The following is an 18586-nucleotide window of genomic DNA, read 5'->3' on the forward strand; positions in this document are numbered from 1 at the left end:
GTTACGGTCTGCATTTTCCAGCCTCACCGCGCCATGTACGGGACCGGCGACGACTTAGTTTCGTCAGGCGAAAAATTTTCCAGATTTTTGTTGCTCGCATGAAACTGAAACTTGCGCTTCGCCGTAGACGATCCCGTGTCGCAAAAGACCTCGCGAGGAAAACCATGGATTGGGCACTTCTGCTCATCATTGCAATTTGCTTGTCGCTGGCGATGGCCGGAGCCTGGGCCGTGCAGCGCCGCACCGGCCTAAGCGGCTGGATCGATACGATCTGGTCCCTGGCGGTCGGGCTCGGCGGCATTGCCGCCGTGCTCTTCGCGAATGGTGATTTCGGGAGGCGTATCGTGTCGCTGACCCTTGTTGTGGCCTGGGCGGTGCGGCTTGCCAGCCATATCGGCTCCCGCACCCTGGGCCGCAGTGAAGATCCGCGTTACGCCAAGCTCATCGAGGAATGGGGCGACAACGCCGCTTGGCGGTTATTCCTGTTTCTGCAGATCCAGGCGCTGGCCGCGTTCATACTGGTGCTTGCAGTCTATCTGGCTGCGACGAACGACACGCCTTTCCCCGGCCTTCTGGATGGGCTCGCCGTGCTCGTCGCTGTCGCCGCGCTGGCTGGCGAAGCGATCGCCGACCTGCAGCTTGCCCGCTTCCGCCGCCTGCCGGACCGGACCGGCGTCTGCGAGATCGGCCTCTGGGGCCGCTCCCGCCATCCCAACTATTTCTTCGAATGGCTCTTCTGGTGCGCCTGGCCGCTTTTGGCACTGACCCCGTCCCCATGGACATGGGCATCGCTGCTTTCGCCGGCTCTAATGTACTGGTTGCTGGTGCATGTCTCCGGCATCCCGCCGCTCGAAGAACACATGCTGCGTTCGCGCGGAGACAAGTTCCGTGCTGTCCAGAAGCGCGTCAACGCCTTCTTTCCCGGCCCCCGTAGAAACGGAGAACTACCATGAATTTGCTGGCTTTCGCCATCAATGCCGCCGAGCGGGCGCCTTTGACCGACGGCATGACACTGGCGGGCATCGATTTCCTATGCGCTCGCAGCAAGCGGCGACTGGCCGCCGCACCACTCAAGGAGGAACTGGCCTTCATCGAAACGATGGACCGTTTTCCCGTTGCCACCCACACGGGCGAAGCCAATCGCCAGCATTATGAGATACCAGCCGATTTCTTCGCTTTGGCGCTAGGTCCGCAGCGGAAATATTCCTGCTGTCTCTACCCTGGGTCCGACACCACGCTCGAAGAAGCCGAAACCCATGCGCTTGCCGAAACGTTGAAACATGCTGCCATAGAGGACGGCATCAATATTCTCGAACTCGGTTGTGGCTGGGGTTCATTGTCGCTTTACCTCGCCCGGCAATTTCCGAACTCGCGAATCACCGCGGTCTCGAATTCCGCATCGCAGCGGGCCTATATCGTCGATCTTGCCCACGAACGCGGGTTGGCGAACCTCACCGTCATTACCGCCGATATGAACGATTTCACGACGAATGAGCGCTTCGACCGCGTGGTTTCGGTGGAAATGTTCGAGCACATGTCGAACTGGCGCGCTCTTCTGGAACGGGTCCGCGTTTATTTAAAACCGGACGGCAAGCTTTTTCTGCACGTCTTCAACCATAGAAACCGCTCCTATCGCTTCGACCACAATGATCCGGCAGACTGGGTGGCCCGTCATTTCTTCACCGGCGGCATCATGCCGGCGCATGATTTGCCGCACCGGTTCGGCGATCTCTTCACGGTTGAGGAGGAATGGCGCTGGTCGGGCACGCATTATCGCCGCACGGCACTCGATTGGCTTGCTGCCTTCGACCAGGCGATTGACCGCATTCAGCCGATCTTCCGGCAGGTCTATGGCAAGGATGCCCCGCTCTGGCAGCGTCGGTGGCGACTGTTTTTCCTGGCGACCGCCGGCATGTTCGGCCATGACAATGGCGATGTCTGGGGCGTTGGCCACTATCTGCTCACCCCAACCCGTTCCAAACAAGCCGCCTAATGGGTATTTCGCGGCCTCCACTCGACCCGATGACCCAGGCGACCGTGACGATCGCTTGGGTGATCTTCGCCAACAAGCCGTTCTATCCGTTGTATGTGTGGTATCTCCTCGACAGCGGCGTGGCGGCCTCGCTCGGCACGCTGCTCGCAGCGCCATTTTTCCTTGCCATTCCGTTCATCGCCCGCCGCGCGCCGCTGGCGGCCCGCATCGCCCTGCCGCTGGTCGGCACGCTTGATACTCTGTTCGAGGTCAAGCTGTTCGGCACCGGTTCGGGCACCGAGCTTTTCTTCGCACCCTGCATCATGCTGGTCGCCCTCTCGTTCCGGGTGGAGGAGACGCGATGGCAGCGCGGCTTGGCCGCCTTGCTGTTTCTGGTTTTCATATTGTCCCGATACACCATCGACACGCCGCTGCATGCCTGGAGCAAGGGGGATCTCGCCATTCTACTCGACCTTAACGCATTTGCCGTCGCCTGCCTTATGGTTTTCATCTGTTTGCGATATGCCGGAATCCATAACAGTCGTGACTTTTCGGCCGCGCCGAAGTCCGACAAGGTCGAGCCGGACCATCGTCGAGGAAAGTGGCTGTAAGTGGAACGTTTTCCACTTTCAGGACTGACACCTGAATAGAGCCAGACAGCATGGGCGATGCCTCCAAAGCGGCCGCCGTGCCAAACGATGTGGCCCGCACCGTTTTGCCAGGGCGAGACGCGACCGCAGTCAACCATGAGACTTGTAGTTGGCTGCAAGCTGTCTGCAGGCGCGGATTGTCATGGCCATCACTGTCAGGGTGGTTCCTGACACCCCGCCGGTGGGAAAGGCACTGGCGTCCGTAACCAGAAGGTTCGGCACATCCCAACTGCGGTTCCAAGCATCGAGGACAGATGTGTCTGGTGATGTGCCCATTCTCACGCCGCCACTTTCGTGAATGGCCGCGCCCATGGGCATGCTCCGGTGGAACATTCTGCGAAAGAGGAAACGGCTAAAAGGGTCGGCATTGGGATAGGCACCTCTGCCCATTTCCTTGAGGCCAAGAGGGGAGCCGATGAATTCCAGCTCGCCACCCGCCTGCTTCACCATTTCGATCAGCGTCTGCTCCTGCCGAGCGAGGAGCTCTCGCTCCCCCTCATTCATTGCGCAGCGGATGTGCGGGATGGGGATGTCCCACGCATCCTTCCTGCTTGGATCGAGTGTGACGCGGTTATCGGCATGAGGCAACATTTGCCCATAACCGAAGAATGCCATGCGCCCTGGCGTGTCGCTGGAGACGATCCCTCTCCCAACGGTTCCTTGATAGGCGAAGTCACTTCGTTTCTCGCCGCGTGCGAAGTTCTTGAAGCGCGGAATGAATATTCCTCCAGACCCTGGATAGAAGGGATCCGGGGGGGCGGTCTCATCCTTCGTCCAGCCGGGAACCGGAGGAAAAGCTCCGATCGCAAGACAGGGCAGTTGATCCATGAAGTAGCGCCCCAATGTTCCCGAGCTGTTGCCGAGCCCCGCAGGATGGAGCGGCGCTGCCGAATGCAACAGCAGCCTGATGCTTTCGATCGGCGAGGCGCATACAACTATATTGGCGCCCCGTACCGTCTCCGTTCTGCCATTGGTCCCGTCCGTCAACTCTGCGCCGGTCGCCAAACCGGTCTTGTCGTCCGTAGTGATCCGGCGCACCACGGCATTGTAGCGGATGGTTAGCCGGCCACTCGCCTGGGCGTCCCGCAGGGGACGGGGAACGCGCTCCGGTTCCGGAGCGATGTAGCGCCAGGAAACAACCCGCCGTTCTGGCCAGCGCGTTTCGACGGCTGCCTTGAACACCTCTTCTGCTGGCGTCAGGTTAGCGCGCTTCGCATAAATACCGTCAGGCAGTGTCGCGACGTTGTCTTCCTGACCGTAGAGGCCCAGATAGGATTCGACCTCTGCATAGAACGGAGCCAGATCCGCATAGGAGATGGGCCAGTCGGCCCCCTCTCCGGTGCGGCTGTGCAGGTTGAAATCATCGTCAGTCCACCGCATGAGTACTCGGCCGAACGCGTGCAGCCTGCCGCCAGCCTGTCGTCCCCTAATCCATAGGAATGGCGTGTCAGCTGGTGTCGTATAAGGGTTCTTGCGATCATTGACGAAGAAATGGCTCATCCACTCCTTGAAAAAGATGGCGCGAGCCTGAACGGTCTGACCATTGGCAAAGGCCATTGCCCGTTCCCAGATATTGATGTCCTTCTGAACCGGCTTCTTGCGGGACGGATCGAAATCCTTCGCGCCGACCGCCGGCCCAGCCTCCAGAAGAAGAACGGAGAGACCCTGCGCGGTCAATTCTCTGGCCGCAAACGATCCGGCCGCGCCGGATCCTATGACCAGTGCATCATAAATGGTTTCAGACATAGTGTTCCGGTATCCTGCTTCCGGCAAGCGGCTGTTCTTGGAAGCGGCAGCCAAGACGAATTCGACCGCTGCTCGTGTGTTCAGTGGAGGGGCCGCCGCAAGCTCGCGAGCCATTCGGCACTGACCTTGGCGCATTCGAAGGGCGGCAGCGTCGGGAAATCGACCTCGGCGATCAGCCAGCCGTCGAAATCGCTGCCGAGCGACGCAAGCATGCCGGCCAGATCGAGTTCACCGGCGCCGGGCTCTGCCCAAAGACCGGAAACGACGGTCTGCTGATAGGTCTTGCCGGCGGCCTTGGCCGCATCGCGGACCTGCAGACGGCAATCCTTGACGTGCATGACGTGGATCCGGTCGCGATAATCACCGATGAGGCCGATCACATCGGCACCGGCCCAGGAGAGATGACCGGTATCGGGACCGAAGCCGAGCTGATCTGCACTGATACTGTCGAGCAGACGGCGGGTTTCGGTTTCCGTTTCGATCCAGGTGCCGATATGCGGATGAAGCGCCGCCCTGACGCCTTCTTCCTTGATGACGGCGGAAGCACGATCGATCAGATCGAGGATCATCGCAAACCGGGCTTCGTCGAACTGTGCGCCGATGCCCGGGTGTTCGACGCGCGGCGCGTCCCTGGTCATCCGGGTGGCGACGAACATGTCGGTCAGGCCCAGCTCTGCCTGCTGCGCGGCGTTCGCGCGGGCCGCTTCCAGCATGGCTGGCATCTCCACTCCGTGCTCCGGCAGCGCGATCGACAGGTAGCCAGGAGCTGGTTTGAGGCCGGCATCCTCCAAGGCGCCCTTGTACTCCGTCACCGTCCATCCTGCCGGCACCTGCGCATGCACCGCCTGAAAGCCAGACCGTGCGATTTCCCTCAGCAGATCCCTGGGCGCCGGCCCCTTGTCGGGGTCAAGCCACCCGTCATTGGTGGCGAACCACTGGATCGGGTTGAGAGCATATCTGTAACCGCCGGAAGCAACGCGAGGATCTGTCATGAGAATATCCGCTTTGGTTTACCACACTGCGCAATGCCCCGTTCGGGCACGGCTTCGCCATCAACCGGACAGTCGTCTGGATGATGCCACATGCCCTGCGACATTGTTTCTGTTGGTTCGCCGGCCTACTGACGCGGCTACTATATCCAGAGGTACATGAGCGTCCTCGTCGAATAAAATAACTTCGATTGGCCAGGGTATAACCAATGGTCATGGCTCCCCGGTGGCGAATTTTTCCTAGCCAAAATCGCCGTAGCGGCTGATTTCCTTTAACAGCACTGAAACAGTTGGACGGACCTCACCTTTGCGTCGAAAGACCGCGTAGATATCGCGGGTCAAGGAGATTTCGTGGAAGTCAAGTGGGACCAGGCCTAGTCCGCTTCCTTCAAGATTGGCTCTTGTCAAATATGCTAAATGGCTTGTCCGAGCGATCATGGAAGTGAGGAAATTGATCGAAGTGGTCTCTATGGCAACCACAGGCTTCGGAAGTGATGCGTTCTTGAAAAAAGCTTCAAGAATCAGCCGGTCTGATTCGGGCAGGGGCGGGAGCACCCAACTGAATTCCGCAAGGTCTGCAGCCGTCACATTCTTACGGTTTGCCAAGGGATGTGATTGATGGGCAACGATTGAAACAGGTTCTCGTGCGACAAGTCGCCACTCAAAGTCCTCGTTGAGGAGATCGCTCTGTTTGACGGTGAAGACCACATCAAGCTTCCCCGAAAAAAGCTGTGGTAGCAGAACCTCATTGACGCCCTCGTGAACCAGCACGCTAACGTCTGGACGGGCGACGGCAAACTGGTTCAAGGCGTCCGGGACCAGTTGCCGTAAAGCGGCCGCCATACTTCCAATCCTAAGCGAGCCACTTCGCGCGCCCCGAAGTGAGTCGATTTCGTGCACCGCCTCGTCGGCTAGCGAAAGCAGAAGCTCACTGTAGCCGAGCAGCTTTTCCCCGAACAGTGTGACCTGGATCCCAGTCGGTCCGCGGTCCAGGAGCCGCACCCCAAGCGCCTGTTCCATGCTGCGGATGCTTTTGCTGAGCGCCGGTTGCGTGAGCCGGAGGTTCTCCGCCGCCATGCTGAAGCTGCCCGTATGCACGACCGCGAGGAAGTGCCGCAGTTGCCGAAGGTCTAGTCGGTGCAGATTTTTGTTCATGGGTCCCGGCCGCACAGAGGCATCTACCACCCCAGTATGACCAAAGGTTATACCCTGAGCAATGTTAGTTGTTTGACTTCGTGCCCCCGGTGAACAGACATTGATCCCATAAGTGCCGGGCGACTATTGCCATGGTATGTTGCCGCGAGATTGCTCGCGGGCCGGCATGCCGGATGCAGTCAGCGCCACGACAAGGGGAACACGATGATTGCGCCGATTATCCCAAAGCCGAGAGGCGCCGCGTCGTAATCGCGAGAGACGTGCAACGGCGTGACTGGAACCGCGCCGCAGATTTGTCCGCAACGTATTGTCCGTTTTCCGGGAAGGTCCGGAAATCATCGGGATATCCGTGCGCGCAAATATAAGAATCCACGAACGGACTCTAAAAACAGGAGGTAAATGCATATGGTATTCCGGAAAACCGAAAAGGCGCTCATACCGAGACGGCTGTCCACGTGTTTGGCGGTCGCGCTGGCGCTGGCTTCCTCCGGCAGGCTGGCGCATGCGCAGGCAGTCGAGCTTCCGAAACCGCTTCTCGATGCAGCGCAGACCTACGCCTCGACACTGACCGGCGGGCAGAAGATCGGAGGCAAGGTGTCGATCCTTGGCGTCAATGGCGGCCGCGAACTCGAGATGCTGAAGGCAGCCTGGGCTCCTTTCCAGGCGGCCACCGGAATTGTCGTCGACTACACGGGCACGACCGATTTCGCGGCGGTCCTGCAGACCCGCGTCCAAGCGGGCGATCCGCCGGATCTGGCCGGCTCCACCAATATCAACAACCTCGTGCGTTACGCCAAGCGAGGAGCCTTGAAGGATGTCGGCGCGATGATCGGCGACGCCTCCATGCAGGGTAAGTTCGATCCGGGCCTCCTCAACGCCGCGAGCGTCAACGGCAAGATCTACGGTGTCTGGACCGAACTCAACAATTTCATGGTCTGGTATAACGCCCATACCTATGATGGACCGAAGGACAACCCGACCTGGGAGCAGTTCGATACGTGGGCGGTTAGGCGCGCCGCAGCCGGCAAGACGCCCTGGTGCTACACGGATGAACGCGGTGCTTCGTCAGGCGCCATCGCCGGCAACTGGATCCAGGCCTATATCCTGAAGAATTCCGGGCCCAAGACCCTGCAGGGTTTGGCAGACGGCTCGATCTCCTGGACGGCGCCGGAAGTCAAAGCTGCATTCGAAGCGTTCGGCAAGATTGCCCTTGATCCGAAGATGGTGCCGGGGGGCCCGGTCGCTGCAATGTCGACGCCCGCTGTCAAGATCGGCACGGGACTGTTCTATGAGCCGCCTCAGTGTTCGGTTCTTCTCTGGGGAACCTATGCCTACGGCGTGACCAGCATCATATATCCCAAGATCAAGCCGATCGAGGACCTCGATTTTATGCCGGTTCCCGGCAAACCGGAGAACGCCAATTACGAGACCTTTGGCGGTACGCTTTATCTTGCCTTCCGGGAAACGCCGCAGGTGAAGGCATTCCTGTCCTATCTTGTGTCAGACCAGGCGCAGAAACTCGTCGCTTCCGCCGGTAACTGGACGGTTGCCAGCCAGGCGGTTCAGCCGTCCGACTATTCCAACCCGGTGCTGAAGCGCGCGCGTGAAACCCTGCTAAAGCCGGGCGTCACGCTCGTCGCCCAGCCGACCCAGGTTGTCGATCCGCCTGTCATCCAGGCATTTTGGAAGGGGATCGTGCAATATGTGCTTGATCCGAACAGTCTCGACGAAGTGCTGCAGTCCATCGACGCTGCAAAGTAAGCCTGACGATCAATTCCCGGGAGTGGCCTGGCGCCGCCCCCGGCACAAGACGGAATAGCGCCATGAGCAGTCAGATCCTGCAACTTTTCCTCGGGCTCCTTGCCGTGCCCGCAATGGCTTTCGCCATCATCCTGCCGGGGGAACTGGCCATTAGGCGGTTTTCGCAGAAACGCCAGAGCAGCCTTCGTCCTTGGATATGGCTCTCACCGGTGCTGGCGCTGGTAGGCCTCGTCATAGCCTATCCCCTCGTTGCCTCGATCGTGCTCAGCTTTCGCGATGCTAGCGGGAGCAACTGGGTCGGGTTCCGGAACTTCGTATGGGCATTCGGAACCGCCATGCGGCCCGTTCTATTCAACAATGTCCTCTGGATTGTCGTCTTTCCGCTATTGACTGCCATGCTCGCCCTATCGGCCGCGATCATGCTGGATCGGGTCAAATATGAGCGCATTGCGCGAACCTTCCTGATCCTGCCGACCGCCATGTCTTTTGTGGCCGGCGCCGTCATCTGGAAGATGATGTACACCTACGCGCCGCCGCTACAGCCGCAGACTGGCACGCTCAACGCCATCTGGACGGCGGTCACCGGTAAAATGCCGATCGCCTGGCTGATCGACCGCAGCATCAACAATTACGCACTTATCTTCGTCGCCGTCTGGATGAGCATCGGCGTTTCAACGCTCATCCTGTCTGCGGGTGTGAAGAACATCCCGCGGGAACTTGTCGAGGCGGCGAAGATCGACGGGGCAGGAGAGTGGGCGGTTTTCCGTTTCGTGACGCTTCCTTCCCTTTGGCCGACGATACTCGTGGTCCTGACCACCCAGGCGATCTTCTCCCTCAAGGTCTTCGATATCGTCTACGTCATGACCAACGGATCCTTCGGCACTGACGTGATTGCCAACAAGATGTATTCGGAACTCTTCGTGAGGCAGAACCTTGGAACTGCCAGCGCCATCGCTGTGCTGCTCCTCATCCTGGCATCCCCCGTGATCTTCATGAACATCAAGCAGATCCGGTCGGAGGGAGGAGAATGATGATGTCCGCAATTGAAAGCCGCAGAGCCATGCCCGTAGCTGCACCTTCCACCTCCAGGCTCGGCGGGCGACTGAAGCGCATCGCACTTCACGGTGCGGTGCTACTTCTTTGCGTCGTCTGGTTCACGCCTGTCCTGTCGCTCTTCGTGACGACGTTCCGCTCGGAAAGCGACTCATCCCTGACCGGCTGGTGGCATGCTTTCGTCGAGTGGCGGCCTGTGCTGTCGAACTATGTCGAGGCCATCTACCTGGCCGGCGTCGGGCGCAGTGTCGTGAACTCGATCGTATTGACCATCCCGACCGTGCTCGGCACAGTATTGTTCTCCGCCATCGGTGCGTTTGCCCTGGCGCGCATGCGGTTTCGCGGGCGTATTGCCGTGTTTCTGGCGATGGTCGGCTTCCAGGTTCTGCCGCCTCAGTTGGTGCTGGTGCCGATGCTGAAATTCTTCCTCGCGCTTGGCCTGACGGGGACCTTCATCCCGGTTTGGATCATCGAGATGGGTCTGACGGTGCCGTTCGGGATCTTTCTCCTTTACGGCTTCTTCGCCAGCATTCCGTCCGATCTGGTTGAGGCGGCGCGCATCGACGGCGCCTCGGAGCCGAGAATTTTCTTCCAGATCATCCTGCCGCTGTCGGGGGCCGTTCTCGCCTCGCTGGCAATCCTGCAGTTCATGATCGCCTGGAACCATCTGCTGATCCCGCTGATCTTCCTTGGCTCCGGTTCGCTTTCGCCCCTGACGGTGCAGGTCGCGAGCCTTGCCCAGACCAATGCCGGCGGTCTCAACACGCTCACTGCTGCGACCTTCATCTCGGTGGTCGTGCCGCTGGTGCTGATCGTCAGCCTTCAGAAGTATTTCGTGCGCGGCGTGCTCGGCGGCGCGGTCAAGGGATAACTATCACCGGTTCGCCGATCCGCCTTGCGCGGAGAGCAGACCGCGACGCCGGACGGACCAGTCGGGCTAGAGAACGAGGAATGAAAGCATGGCAAACGTAAATCTCCGCGATATTCGCAAAGTCTACAACCACACCCAGGTCATCCATGGCGTGAACGTCGATATCGACGACGGCGAGTTCGTGGTTCTGGTCGGCCCTTCGGGATGTGGCAAATCGACCTTGCTGCGCATGATCGCTGGCCTTGAGGAGATCAGCGACGGGCAGATCCATATCGGCTCGACCATCGTCAACGAAATGTCGCCCAAGGACCGGGACATTGCCATGGTCTTCCAGAGCTACGCGCTTTATCCGCACATGACGGTCGCGCAGAACATGGGCTTTTCGCTGCAGTTGCGCGGCGGCGCGAAGCCGGAAATCCGCGCCCAGGTCGAGAAGGCGGCGAAGATCCTCAATCTCGAAGCGCTGCTGGAGCGCTATCCGCGGCAGCTTTCGGGCGGCCAGCGCCAACGCGTTGCGATGGGGCGTGCGATCGTGCGCAACCCGCAGGTCTTTCTGTTTGATGAACCTTTGTCCAACCTGGACGCCAAGCTGCGTGTCACCATGCGCGGCGAGATCAAGGCGCTGCACCAGCGTCTCGGAAGCACCATGATCTACGTAACGCATGATCAGGTCGAAGCCATGACCATGGCCGACAAGATCGTCGTGATGCGGGATGGTTTCCTTGAGCAGGTCGGCACACCTCTCAGTCTCTATGATCGTCCCGCCAATGTGTTCGTGGCAGGCTTCATTGGTTCGCCGGGCATGAATTTGCTGTCCGGGCGGTACGCCGAGGGCAATGTCTGGATCGGCGATATCGCGCTTCCGGTCTCTGAGCGCCCTTCTTCGGCGAGCGAGGGTCGGCAAGTAATCTACGGTATCCGGCCCGAGCACCTCATCCTCTCCGGCGACGGCGGCGTGCCGCTGGTCGTTGAGGTGGTTGAGCCGACCGGAGCTGAAACCCACGTCATCGGTCGCGTGGCCGGGCAGCGTGTGATCGGCGTCTTTCGCGAGCGGATTACCACTCGTCCGGGCGATTTCCTGAGCATCGCATGTGATCCCGCAAAGGTTCACCTTTTCGACCCGCAGAGCGAGCACCGGATCAACTGAGGATGCGGTGGACGCGGGAGCCCGGCATCGATGAACTAAATGCAAAAGAACACGAGCTCACTGATCTCGATCAGTGAGCTGTTGGTGCCAACTCATGCCATTGGTTTGTCGTGTGAAATGAAGGGCAACCGACAACTGGCAGCCCGTTCGATATCGCCGCCTGTGCGTCGGATTTTGTAAGGCGTCAGGCCCCTCGACGCTTACGAGAGCTTCCTGATGGTGCTGTAAATGATGTTGCGGTTGGTACCGAACCAAACCGTCGTATCAACCGAGTCTTCCGGGGCGCTGGCATTGGCAATACGCCATATGTCGGCCTCGGAACGCTGGAGAAGCTCCCAGTTCATATAGGATTCCATATATCCGTCATCGGCCATCTCATCGGAGAAGTTGGCAAATAGGAAGATGCCGCCCGGCTTCAGCATTTCCATGCAAATCTGCGTCAGGCGGATTGCTACCTTGTCGGTGAGGTAGTCGTACAATCCAGCCGCATAGATGAGATCGAAAGTGCCAATCTGGTGCTTTCGTGCAAGCAGCCCCCGTACAGATCCATCAATAGGTTCGACGGAAGTCCCGTGGAATTGGCTCGCGATCGAGCCAATACTTTCAGGATCCTGATCGAGTGCGACCCAACGCCTAAGGCGGCCTTCCGCAAGTGCTTTTGATGCCTCGGCTTCGCGAAGATGACCCGCGGCGATCGCAAGGATCTCGGTGTCTGAACCCGTTCGCGCAGCGGTCTCATCAACGAAGCGGGTCAGGATGTCGCGACGTTCCCTTACGGCAACCGGGCCGGGAGCGTTTATCGTGTACTCGAAGATTTCCAGACCGAGAGGGGGGGATCCAGCCACCTCTTCGGCCACCGCCGGATGCCGATAAATAAAGTCTATAAGACCGGCGTCACCGGAATAGCCGCGAGGTTTTTCAAAGGACCAACGAGTAAACGGGCACTGCTGCAGAATCTTTGCCGAGGGATGGGCCTGAATGATCGGGATGAGCTTCTGCCACACAGCAACGCCGAATTTCTGTCGCGTGTCATGGAGTTGACCAATCAACCATCTGACTGCGTCCGGCAGGTCCTTGCCCGTGGCGAACCGTTGCATCGCAATGTTGATGACAACAGCAAATTCAGCTTGTGCAGTTCGCAGGAGGTCCGTTTCATCATTTTGGTTGGGTGAGCGAAGCTTGTCGCTGACCGACTGCGGTGTGATCAAGCTTTGGCCGTCAAGGGAGAAAAGGGGTTGAGCCACGGAAACCTCGCTGGTGAATAATGATTTAAAACACTATCTAAGATCTTCAGCATTCTCATGAAGGTCAAGCGTCAAGGTTTCCCGCAGCGGTCGCGGTGCACGTTCTAACTTTAGAAAATATTAGTGAACCCGAGAGATACTCCGCCAGTTAAGGCGCGCTCGCGCGTTATCCGTTGATGTGGAGTCTGCCTAGCGCTATCCAACTCCGGCTAGCGGTCTGCGTAGGGCTACCGCTGCAAGATGTTGGGTGGCAGGGGCATGATGCACGTGTTAGCCGAGACCGCAGTCGCCACCATGCGGCCGTCACTGTCGCCAGAACAGCTGCGTTGCCTCTATCGGCAAAAGAGCGAGAGCAGCCGTAAGTGCGCAACGCGCAGCGGCCTCTGGATTGCGGTAGCCGTTTACCTTGCCTACTCTTTCACGGATTATCTTTTTATCAGCGACGTAGTCCAGTACACGATCGCTGGCCGGCTGGCGGTCGGCGTTGGCGCTCTATGCATTCTGGAGTTCCTGCTTTACCGCAACGCAAAGGCCGATACGGTCGACATGGTGGCGGCGGCGTCCGTGCTGGCAGCCTATCTTGTCTGGCTTCTCACCGCCCAGATGACCACGGTCAAGGACGCCTTCTCATACTACATGGTTTTTGGGGCGATCTTTATGATGAGCGTCAACCTGTTCTTCAGCTTCCGGTTTCCGGTTGCTCTTGCGGCGTCTGCAACGAACATGCTCATCTTCATCGTCGCCCTCTATCTGTTCGCGCCGATGTTGCTTCTCCACAAGCTGATCCTTGGTGCTTTCTGCATTTCTTGCTTTATTTTTACGTCATACGTGAATCTTCAGCTCAACAGAGAGCGCTACAAAGTTTTCCTGAATGCTCTGGAAGCAAGCCTGCAGCAAGCTGCTGCCGACGAAAGGGGCAAAGCCCTTTTGCAGCTCTCAAACACGGACTCGTTGACCGGCCTGGAAAATCGCCGGGCAATCGATCAACGTCTGCGTGACTATTGGGAACGCTGGCAGGACCACAGGGTGCCGTTTGCCGTCCTGCTTATCGATGTGGATTACTTCAAGCACTATAACGACTGCTACGGCCATCAAGAAGGTGACCGGTGCCTTGTCGCTGTCTCCCACCTTCTCCAGAGCGTGGCGTCGTCCTTCGGCTCGATCATCGGGCGATACGGGGGCGAGGAATTTATCGTCATCGCACCAATGCAAGATTCGGAAAGAGCGACCGAACTCGCAGAAGCAATGTGTGTTGGCGTCCGAGCATTGGCGTGGCCACACGAGCACAGGCGAGATGGGACCAGTGTCATCACTGTAAGTGTCGGGGTGTCCTACACGCGAGATCAGACCAAGCAGGTCGACAAGGTCATTCATGAAGCTGATCGCGCGCTTTACGCCGCCAAGGCGACTGGTCGCGATACCCTTGTGGTCTTCGATCCCGAAGACCCGCAGAGCAATGACGACAGCGAGGATATAGCCGCGACCCTGAAGATCGCGCTTGAACACGGCCTTGTTTCCCTCGTCTATCAGCCGATCCGCAATGTCCAGACAGGCAAGACGGACGCTGTTGAAGCTTTGATGCGCTTGGCTATGCTGGACGGAACGCCAGTGTCGCCCGGGAAATTTATCCCCGTCGCGGAAAGAACCGGATCGATCATTGAACTGGGTCGATGGGCAATTCGCACTGTTTGCCGGGACCTGTTGGCGACCGACCTTGTGCAAGTTGTGAGCGTCAACGTTTCGCCGATTGAACTTAAGGTGCCGGGTTTCGCCGGCTATGTCGCCGCAACACTGGCGGAATTCGACGTGACGGGCGCTCGGCTTGCTTTCGAAATTACCGAAGGCGTGGAACTGGAAATCGACAAGGATGTGGTTCGTTGCATTAGCGATTTGAGAAAGCTAGGCGCTCAAGTCTGGCTCGACGACTTTGGCACAGGGTTCGCGGGCCTCTCTTGGCTTCGCCTGATAGAATTCGACACCGTCAAGATCGATCGCTCATTCCTCCATGACTGCAACACGGAGAGAGGCAAGAGGATGTTGCTTGACATCATCACCCTATTACGCAACCGCGGCGTGAAGATCCTTGTCGAAGGTGTCGAGACCATTGAACATCAGCGTCTGATGCAGCAGTACGGAATCAGCCAGCTTCAGGGTTATTACATTGGACGACCCGCGCCGGCTTCCCAGCTTGAAGCCGATAATGTGCTGCGGTTCAGCACGATCAGGAACCCGGATTCCAGACGGCTATTTCGGAATGGATTGTAGGGCAGACCTTTTTACAGCAGGACTTTTGTCAACGGTCCTTTGATGTGGCATCGAATTCATCTTGGTAATTGGGCCATGGTCCAAGCCCATGCAACCGGCTCGTTCTCGGGCCTGTACAATCTCGCATCCAGTCGCTGCTTGTTGCTGTCGCTCTGAAGAACAGCCGTCCAAGCGGCTACTCATGAGACGCCGGCCACGACGGCATCCGGTCGTGAGCCTAGCTGCAAAGCGTTTGTAGATATCTACCATATTCGCTTCTGCCCAGCTCCTTGCCGACCGCCTCCAGCTGCTTGTCATCTATAAAGCCCTTGCGCCAGGCGACCTCTTCCGGGCTGTTGATTTTGATGCCCTGCCGCTTCTGAAGGGTGCCGACAAAATTCCCTGCTTCCAACAAACTCTCGGGTGTGCCGGTGTCGAGCCAGGCAAAACCCCGGCCCATTTGTTCAACGTTCAACTTGCCACGTTCGAGATAGACTCGGTTGACGTCGGTGATCTCCAGTTCCCCGCGCAGCGACGGCTTGAGGTTTGCGGCAATGTCGACCACGTCCTTGTCGTAAAAATAGAGGCCGGTAACAGCCCAATTTGATCTCGGCACCGTCGGTTTTTCGACGATCGAGATCGCCTTCCTTGCCTTGTCGAACTCTACAACGCCATAACGTTCCGGATCCTGAACATGATAGGCGAACACTGTGGCGCCATCGTCGCGCGCCGCCGCGCTTTCGAAAAGCTCGGTGATGCCATGGCCGTGGAAAATGTTATCGCCGAGGATGAGGCAGGATTGATCCGATCCGACAAAATCGGCGCCGATGATGTAGGCTTGAGCAATGCCTGCAGGTGAAGGTTGTTCCGCATAGGAGAGCGAAATTCCCCAAGCCGAACCATCACCCAACAGGCCGCGAAAATCCGGCAGATCATGCGGAGTGGATATGATGAGGATGTCGCGTATTCCGGCCAGCATCAACGTTGAGAGTGGATAATAGATCATCGGCTTGTCATAGACGGGCATTAGCTGTTTCGACGTGACAAGTGTCATCGGATGCAGACGCGTCCCGCTGCCGCCAGCCAGAATGATACCTTTCATCGACAATTCTCCTCAAAACGCCTTTTTATGGCTACCCGATGTGTTTTACCCGGCACCGCCGGCCAGGAGCCGTTGCAACGTAGTCGCAGTCGCGATTTGCCAGTTTGGCAGACGAATACCGTGAATGCTTTCGAGTTTGCCGCAATCCAATCTCGAATTGTTTGGCCTGCGCGCCGGTGTCGGATATTGCGCAGTCGGGATCGGATGCACGATCGCAGACGGGCCGCCCATCTCGGCAGATATGCGCAAGATTCCGGACGCGAAGTCGGCCCAGCTGGCCTCGCCGCTTCCCGCCATGTGGAATATACCGCGCAGGCGTCCGTCCCGTGATGACAGCAAGTTGTCGGCAACCGTTAATATGGCATCGGCGATATCGAGTGCAGATGTCGGATTGCCGTATTGATCGGCGACGACATGGAGTTCGTCGCGACTAGCAGCAAGATGGAGCATCGTGCGCAGAAAGTTTTTGTTAAAGGGGCTGTAGACCCATGCGGTCCTGAGGATGACATAATCTGCTCCCGAGGCGATGAGACGACGTTCGCCCTCGAGTTTCGATTGGCCATAGACACACAGGGGCGCGACGGGGTCGCTCTCATGATAGGGCGAGGTCTTGTTGCCGTTGAAGACATAGTCCGTCGACAGGTGAACTATCGGCACGTTAAGCTTGGCCGCGACCCGACTGATCTCATTTATGGCCGCGCCGTTGACCAGAAAAGCTTTGGCTGCGTCGCTTTCCGCTTGGTCGACGGCGGTATAGGCGGCAGCGGAAATGATCAATTCAGGTCTCGCCTCCGTAAGAGCTCTTTCGATCGTTTCGATATCGGCAAGGTCGAGATCGGGTCTTGCCAGCGGGATAATTTCTATTTCGCTGTGGCGCTCGACACGCTCGATCAGAGACTGCGCGACCTGCCCGTTACGTCCGGTGACCACATAGCGACGTGCCATCAGTTGTCTCCGGACCCGTTAAGGAGACCGAGCCGGCCGCCGCTGGATTCCTGACGCAGCGGCGTCCACCACCATTCGTTTTCCAGATACCATTTGACCGTCTTTTCGATCCCGGTATCGAAGTTTTCTTCTGCCTTCCAACCTAATTCCGTCTCGATTTTCGTGGCGTCGATCGCGTAGCGTGCATCATGCCCGGGCCGGTCTGCGACATATGCAATCAATCGCACGTGTGGGGCTTTTCGCGGTCGCATGTTATCCATGATCGAGCAGATTTTCCTGACCACCTCTATGTTGCGACGCTCATTGCGGCCGCCGATATTGTACGTTTCGCCCACCCTCCCGCGTTCGGCGATAAGGCCCAGCGCCCTGGCGTGATCCTCGACAAATAGCCAGTCGCGGATATTGGCGCCGCTGCCGTAAATTGGCAGTGACTTGCCCTCGAGAGCATTCAGCACACTCAGCGGGATCAGTTTTTCAGGGAAGTGATACGGGCCGTAATTGTTCGAGCAGTTGGAGACAATAACCGGCATGCCATAGGTGCGGCCCCAAGCTTTGGCCAAGTGATCAGAGGCTGCCTTGGACGCTGAATAGGGAGAGGAGGGATCATAGGGAGTTTCTTCGGTAAATAATCCGTCTTCGCCGAGAGAGCCATACACCTCGTCGGTAGAGACATGGAGAAAGCGAAAGTCTGCTTTGGCTTTGCCGGCGAGATCCTGCCAGTAGTGCCGGGCCGCCTCCAGCAAGGTAAATGAGCCGATGACGTTGGTTTCGACGAAGTCGCGGGCACCGGTAATAGAACGGTCCACATGGCTCTCCGCCGCCAGGTGCATGACCCACTCGGGTTTGAAACTGTCGAACGCCTCTTGCATCATCGCTCGATCGCAAATGTCTGCCCGAAGGAAACGATGCAGCGGGTTGCCGTCGATGGGGGCAAGCGAGGCTAGGTTGCCGGCATAGGTCAGCTTGTCTACGGTCAAGACGTTGTAGTTTCGAACGAGAACCAGATGACGCACGACAGCCGATCCGATGAACCCGGCTCCGCCGGTAACGAGGACGCGCATTACATGTTCCCTAGCTGCCAGTGCCTATTGTGAATGACGTCGTCTCAAGCTCGGCGAGACATGGTTGCGTTCGATCTCTCTCCGAAAGCACGGCGCTTTGTGCCGTCACTGGCCACCTGATATTGAGCTCCGGATCGTTCCATAATATTCCACGGTCATGGTCGCGGCTGTAATAGTCTGTTACCTTGTAGGAGATGATGCTGTTGGGCTGGAGAGTGCAGAACCCATGCGCAAACCCCGCGGGTATCCAGACCTGGCAACCGTTCTCGGCGGTCAGTTCCGTCTGGACATGTTGTCCAAAAGTCGGTGATCCTCTCCGGATGTCGACTGCGACGTCGAGGATGGAACCAGCGATACACCGGACCAGCTTTCCTTGAGCGCGAGGTTCAATCTGGAAGTGCAGGCCCCTGACCGTTCCAACGTCTGCTGAATGCGACTGGTTGTCTTGGACGAAATTGAAGGCGCCGATGTTCTGGCCAAAGACGTCGGACCGAAAGGTCTCTGAGAAATATCCGCGATGGTCACCGAATTTTTGCGGCGTCACCAGCACGACGTCGCCGATTTTCGTTCGTTCGAATTGCATGCCTTCCTCGCAGTCGGGTCGCTAGATCATCTCGTCCACGTCATGGACACGTCCGGCCGCATT

At 58.3% G+C, this 18586-nt stretch carries 16 protein-coding genes; 8 read left to right on the top strand and 8 right to left on the bottom strand.

What is annotated here, in order from left to right; translation table 11 throughout:
• The first annotated feature begins 164 nt into the window (after positions 1–164).
• The 3 genes from ACZ9EJ_RS25715 to ACZ9EJ_RS25725 are packed head-to-tail and all read left to right on the top strand — an operon-like array spanning position 165 to position 2583.
• Complete coding sequence (locus ACZ9EJ_RS25715; protein ID WP_046642396.1) at positions 165–953, top strand: DUF1295 domain-containing protein; 789 nt, start codon at positions 165–167, stop codon at positions 951–953.
• Positions 950–1993, top strand: a complete 1044-nt coding sequence (locus ACZ9EJ_RS25720; RefSeq protein ID WP_046642397.1) for an SAM-dependent methyltransferase — start codon at positions 950–952, stop codon at positions 1991–1993. Before ACZ9EJ_RS25715 ends, ACZ9EJ_RS25720 begins: the two co-directional genes overlap by 4 nt.
• A complete protein-coding gene (locus tag ACZ9EJ_RS25725) occupies positions 1993–2583 on the top strand; it encodes a hypothetical protein (protein WP_046630164.1) in 591 nt (196 codons plus the stop codon). The genes ACZ9EJ_RS25720 and ACZ9EJ_RS25725 overlap by 1 nt, the downstream gene beginning before the upstream one ends.
• A 129-nt stretch (positions 2584–2712) precedes the next feature.
• Here ACZ9EJ_RS25725 and ACZ9EJ_RS25730 read toward each other — a convergent pair whose 3' ends face one another.
• From ACZ9EJ_RS25730 to ACZ9EJ_RS25740, 3 genes are all read right to left on the bottom strand, one after another.
• The gene (locus ACZ9EJ_RS25730) at positions 2713–4368 is read right to left on the bottom strand and encodes a GMC oxidoreductase (RefSeq protein WP_046630165.1); all 1656 of its coding nucleotides are present in this window, start codon (positions 4366–4368) and stop codon (positions 2713–2715) included.
• A gap of 80 nt (positions 4369–4448) precedes the next feature.
• Positions 4449–5360 carry a sugar phosphate isomerase/epimerase family protein gene (locus tag ACZ9EJ_RS25735; RefSeq protein ID WP_046630166.1) on the bottom strand — a complete coding sequence of 304 codons (912 nt, stop codon included), beginning with the start codon at positions 5358–5360 and terminating at the stop codon, positions 4449–4451.
• 237 nt (positions 5361–5597) lie between these two features.
• Entirely contained in the window at positions 5598–6512 is a 915-nt protein-coding gene (locus ACZ9EJ_RS25740) for a LysR family transcriptional regulator (RefSeq protein WP_046630167.1), read from the bottom strand.
• Between the two features lie 405 nt (positions 6513–6917).
• On the opposite strand from ACZ9EJ_RS25740, the gene ACZ9EJ_RS25745 reads away from it, so the two are divergent.
• From ACZ9EJ_RS25745 to ACZ9EJ_RS25760, 4 genes are all read left to right on the top strand, one after another.
• Positions 6918–8273, top strand: coding sequence for an ABC transporter substrate-binding protein (locus ACZ9EJ_RS25745; RefSeq protein WP_046642398.1), 1356 nt, complete (start codon positions 6918–6920; stop codon positions 8271–8273).
• A gap of 62 nt (positions 8274–8335) precedes the next feature.
• Entirely contained in the window at positions 8336–9304 is a 969-nt protein-coding gene (locus tag ACZ9EJ_RS25750; RefSeq protein WP_046630169.1) for a carbohydrate ABC transporter permease, read from the top strand.
• Positions 9301–10197 carry a carbohydrate ABC transporter permease gene (locus tag ACZ9EJ_RS25755; RefSeq protein WP_080954096.1) on the top strand — a complete coding sequence of 299 codons (897 nt, stop codon included), beginning with the start codon at positions 9301–9303 and terminating at the stop codon, positions 10195–10197. The genes ACZ9EJ_RS25750 and ACZ9EJ_RS25755 overlap by 4 nt, the downstream gene beginning before the upstream one ends.
• Positions 10198–10285: 88 nt before the next feature.
• Positions 10286–11344, top strand: a complete 1059-nt coding sequence (locus ACZ9EJ_RS25760; protein WP_046642399.1) for an ABC transporter ATP-binding protein — start codon at positions 10286–10288, stop codon at positions 11342–11344.
• A 200-nt stretch (positions 11345–11544) separates the two neighbouring features.
• Here the strand turns inward: ACZ9EJ_RS25760 and ACZ9EJ_RS25765 are convergent, their stop codons facing one another.
• A complete protein-coding gene (locus ACZ9EJ_RS25765) occupies positions 11545–12588 on the bottom strand; it encodes a class I SAM-dependent methyltransferase (RefSeq protein ID WP_046642400.1) in 1044 nt (347 codons plus the stop codon).
• A 261-nt stretch (positions 12589–12849) separates the two neighbouring features.
• Here ACZ9EJ_RS25765 and ACZ9EJ_RS25770 point away from each other — a divergent pair, with 261 nt between their 5' ends.
• Complete coding sequence (locus tag ACZ9EJ_RS25770; RefSeq protein ID WP_046642401.1) at positions 12850–14853, top strand: putative bifunctional diguanylate cyclase/phosphodiesterase; 2004 nt, start codon at positions 12850–12852, stop codon at positions 14851–14853.
• A 217-nt stretch (positions 14854–15070) separates the two neighbouring features.
• Here ACZ9EJ_RS25770 and rfbA read toward each other — a convergent pair whose 3' ends face one another.
• From rfbA to rfbC, 4 genes are read right to left on the bottom strand one after another with little or no spacing between them, the layout of a single operon-like run.
• Positions 15071–15934, bottom strand: coding sequence for a glucose-1-phosphate thymidylyltransferase RfbA (rfbA, locus tag ACZ9EJ_RS25775; protein ID WP_046630173.1), 864 nt, complete (start codon positions 15932–15934; stop codon positions 15071–15073).
• A 45-nt stretch (positions 15935–15979) separates the two neighbouring features.
• Positions 15980–16879 (bottom strand): dTDP-4-dehydrorhamnose reductase, encoded by a 900-nt coding sequence (gene rfbD, locus ACZ9EJ_RS25780; protein WP_046630174.1) that lies wholly within the window; start codon positions 16877–16879, stop codon positions 15980–15982.
• Entirely contained in the window at positions 16879–17940 is a 1062-nt protein-coding gene (rfbB, locus tag ACZ9EJ_RS25785) for a dTDP-glucose 4,6-dehydratase (protein WP_046630175.1), read from the bottom strand. Before rfbB ends, rfbD begins: the two co-directional genes overlap by 1 nt.
• Before the next feature lie 10 nt (positions 17941–17950).
• Positions 17951–18523: a dTDP-4-dehydrorhamnose 3,5-epimerase gene (gene rfbC / locus ACZ9EJ_RS25790; RefSeq protein WP_046630176.1), complete on the bottom strand. Its 573-nt coding sequence runs from the start codon at positions 18521–18523 to the stop codon at positions 17951–17953.
• Positions 18524–18586 lie beyond the last annotated feature (63 nt).

This window comes from Neorhizobium sp. USDA 3394 (genome assembly GCF_056280385.1).

Excerpts from the sequence above, each read along its gene's own strand:
- rfbC (WP_046630176.1), bottom strand. The coding sequence starts at position 18,523 with ATGCAATTCGAACGAACGAAAATCGGCGACGTCGTGCTGGTGACGCCG.
- ACZ9EJ_RS25730 (WP_046630165.1), bottom strand. The coding sequence starts at position 4,368 with ATGTCTGAAACCATTTATGATGCACTGGTCATAGGATCCGGCGCGGCC.
- ACZ9EJ_RS25750 (WP_046630169.1), top strand. The coding sequence starts at position 8,336 with ATGAGCAGTCAGATCCTGCAACTTTTCCTCGGGCTCCTTGCCGTGCCC.
- ACZ9EJ_RS25725 (WP_046630164.1), top strand. The coding sequence starts at position 1,993 with ATGGGTATTTCGCGGCCTCCACTCGACCCGATGACCCAGGCGACCGTG.
- ACZ9EJ_RS25720 (WP_046642397.1), top strand. The coding sequence starts at position 950 with ATGAATTTGCTGGCTTTCGCCATCAATGCCGCCGAGCGGGCGCCTTTG.
- ACZ9EJ_RS25760 (WP_046642399.1), top strand. The coding sequence starts at position 10,286 with ATGGCAAACGTAAATCTCCGCGATATTCGCAAAGTCTACAACCACACC.
- ACZ9EJ_RS25735 (WP_046630166.1), bottom strand. The coding sequence starts at position 5,360 with ATGACAGATCCTCGCGTTGCTTCCGGCGGTTACAGATATGCTCTCAAC.
- rfbA (WP_046630173.1), bottom strand. The coding sequence starts at position 15,934 with ATGAAAGGTATCATTCTGGCTGGCGGCAGCGGGACGCGTCTGCATCCG.
- ACZ9EJ_RS25745 (WP_046642398.1), top strand. The coding sequence starts at position 6,918 with ATGGTATTCCGGAAAACCGAAAAGGCGCTCATACCGAGACGGCTGTCC.
- ACZ9EJ_RS25715 (WP_046642396.1), top strand. The coding sequence starts at position 165 with ATGGATTGGGCACTTCTGCTCATCATTGCAATTTGCTTGTCGCTGGCG.
- rfbD (WP_046630174.1), bottom strand. The coding sequence starts at position 16,879 with ATGGCACGTCGCTATGTGGTCACCGGACGTAACGGGCAGGTCGCGCAG.
- ACZ9EJ_RS25740 (WP_046630167.1), bottom strand. The coding sequence starts at position 6,512 with ATGAACAAAAATCTGCACCGACTAGACCTTCGGCAACTGCGGCACTTC.
- ACZ9EJ_RS25770 (WP_046642401.1), top strand. The coding sequence starts at position 12,850 with ATGCACGTGTTAGCCGAGACCGCAGTCGCCACCATGCGGCCGTCACTG.
- rfbB (WP_046630175.1), bottom strand. The coding sequence starts at position 17,940 with ATGCGCGTCCTCGTTACCGGCGGAGCCGGGTTCATCGGATCGGCTGTC.
- ACZ9EJ_RS25755 (WP_080954096.1), top strand. The coding sequence starts at position 9,301 with ATGATGATGTCCGCAATTGAAAGCCGCAGAGCCATGCCCGTAGCTGCA.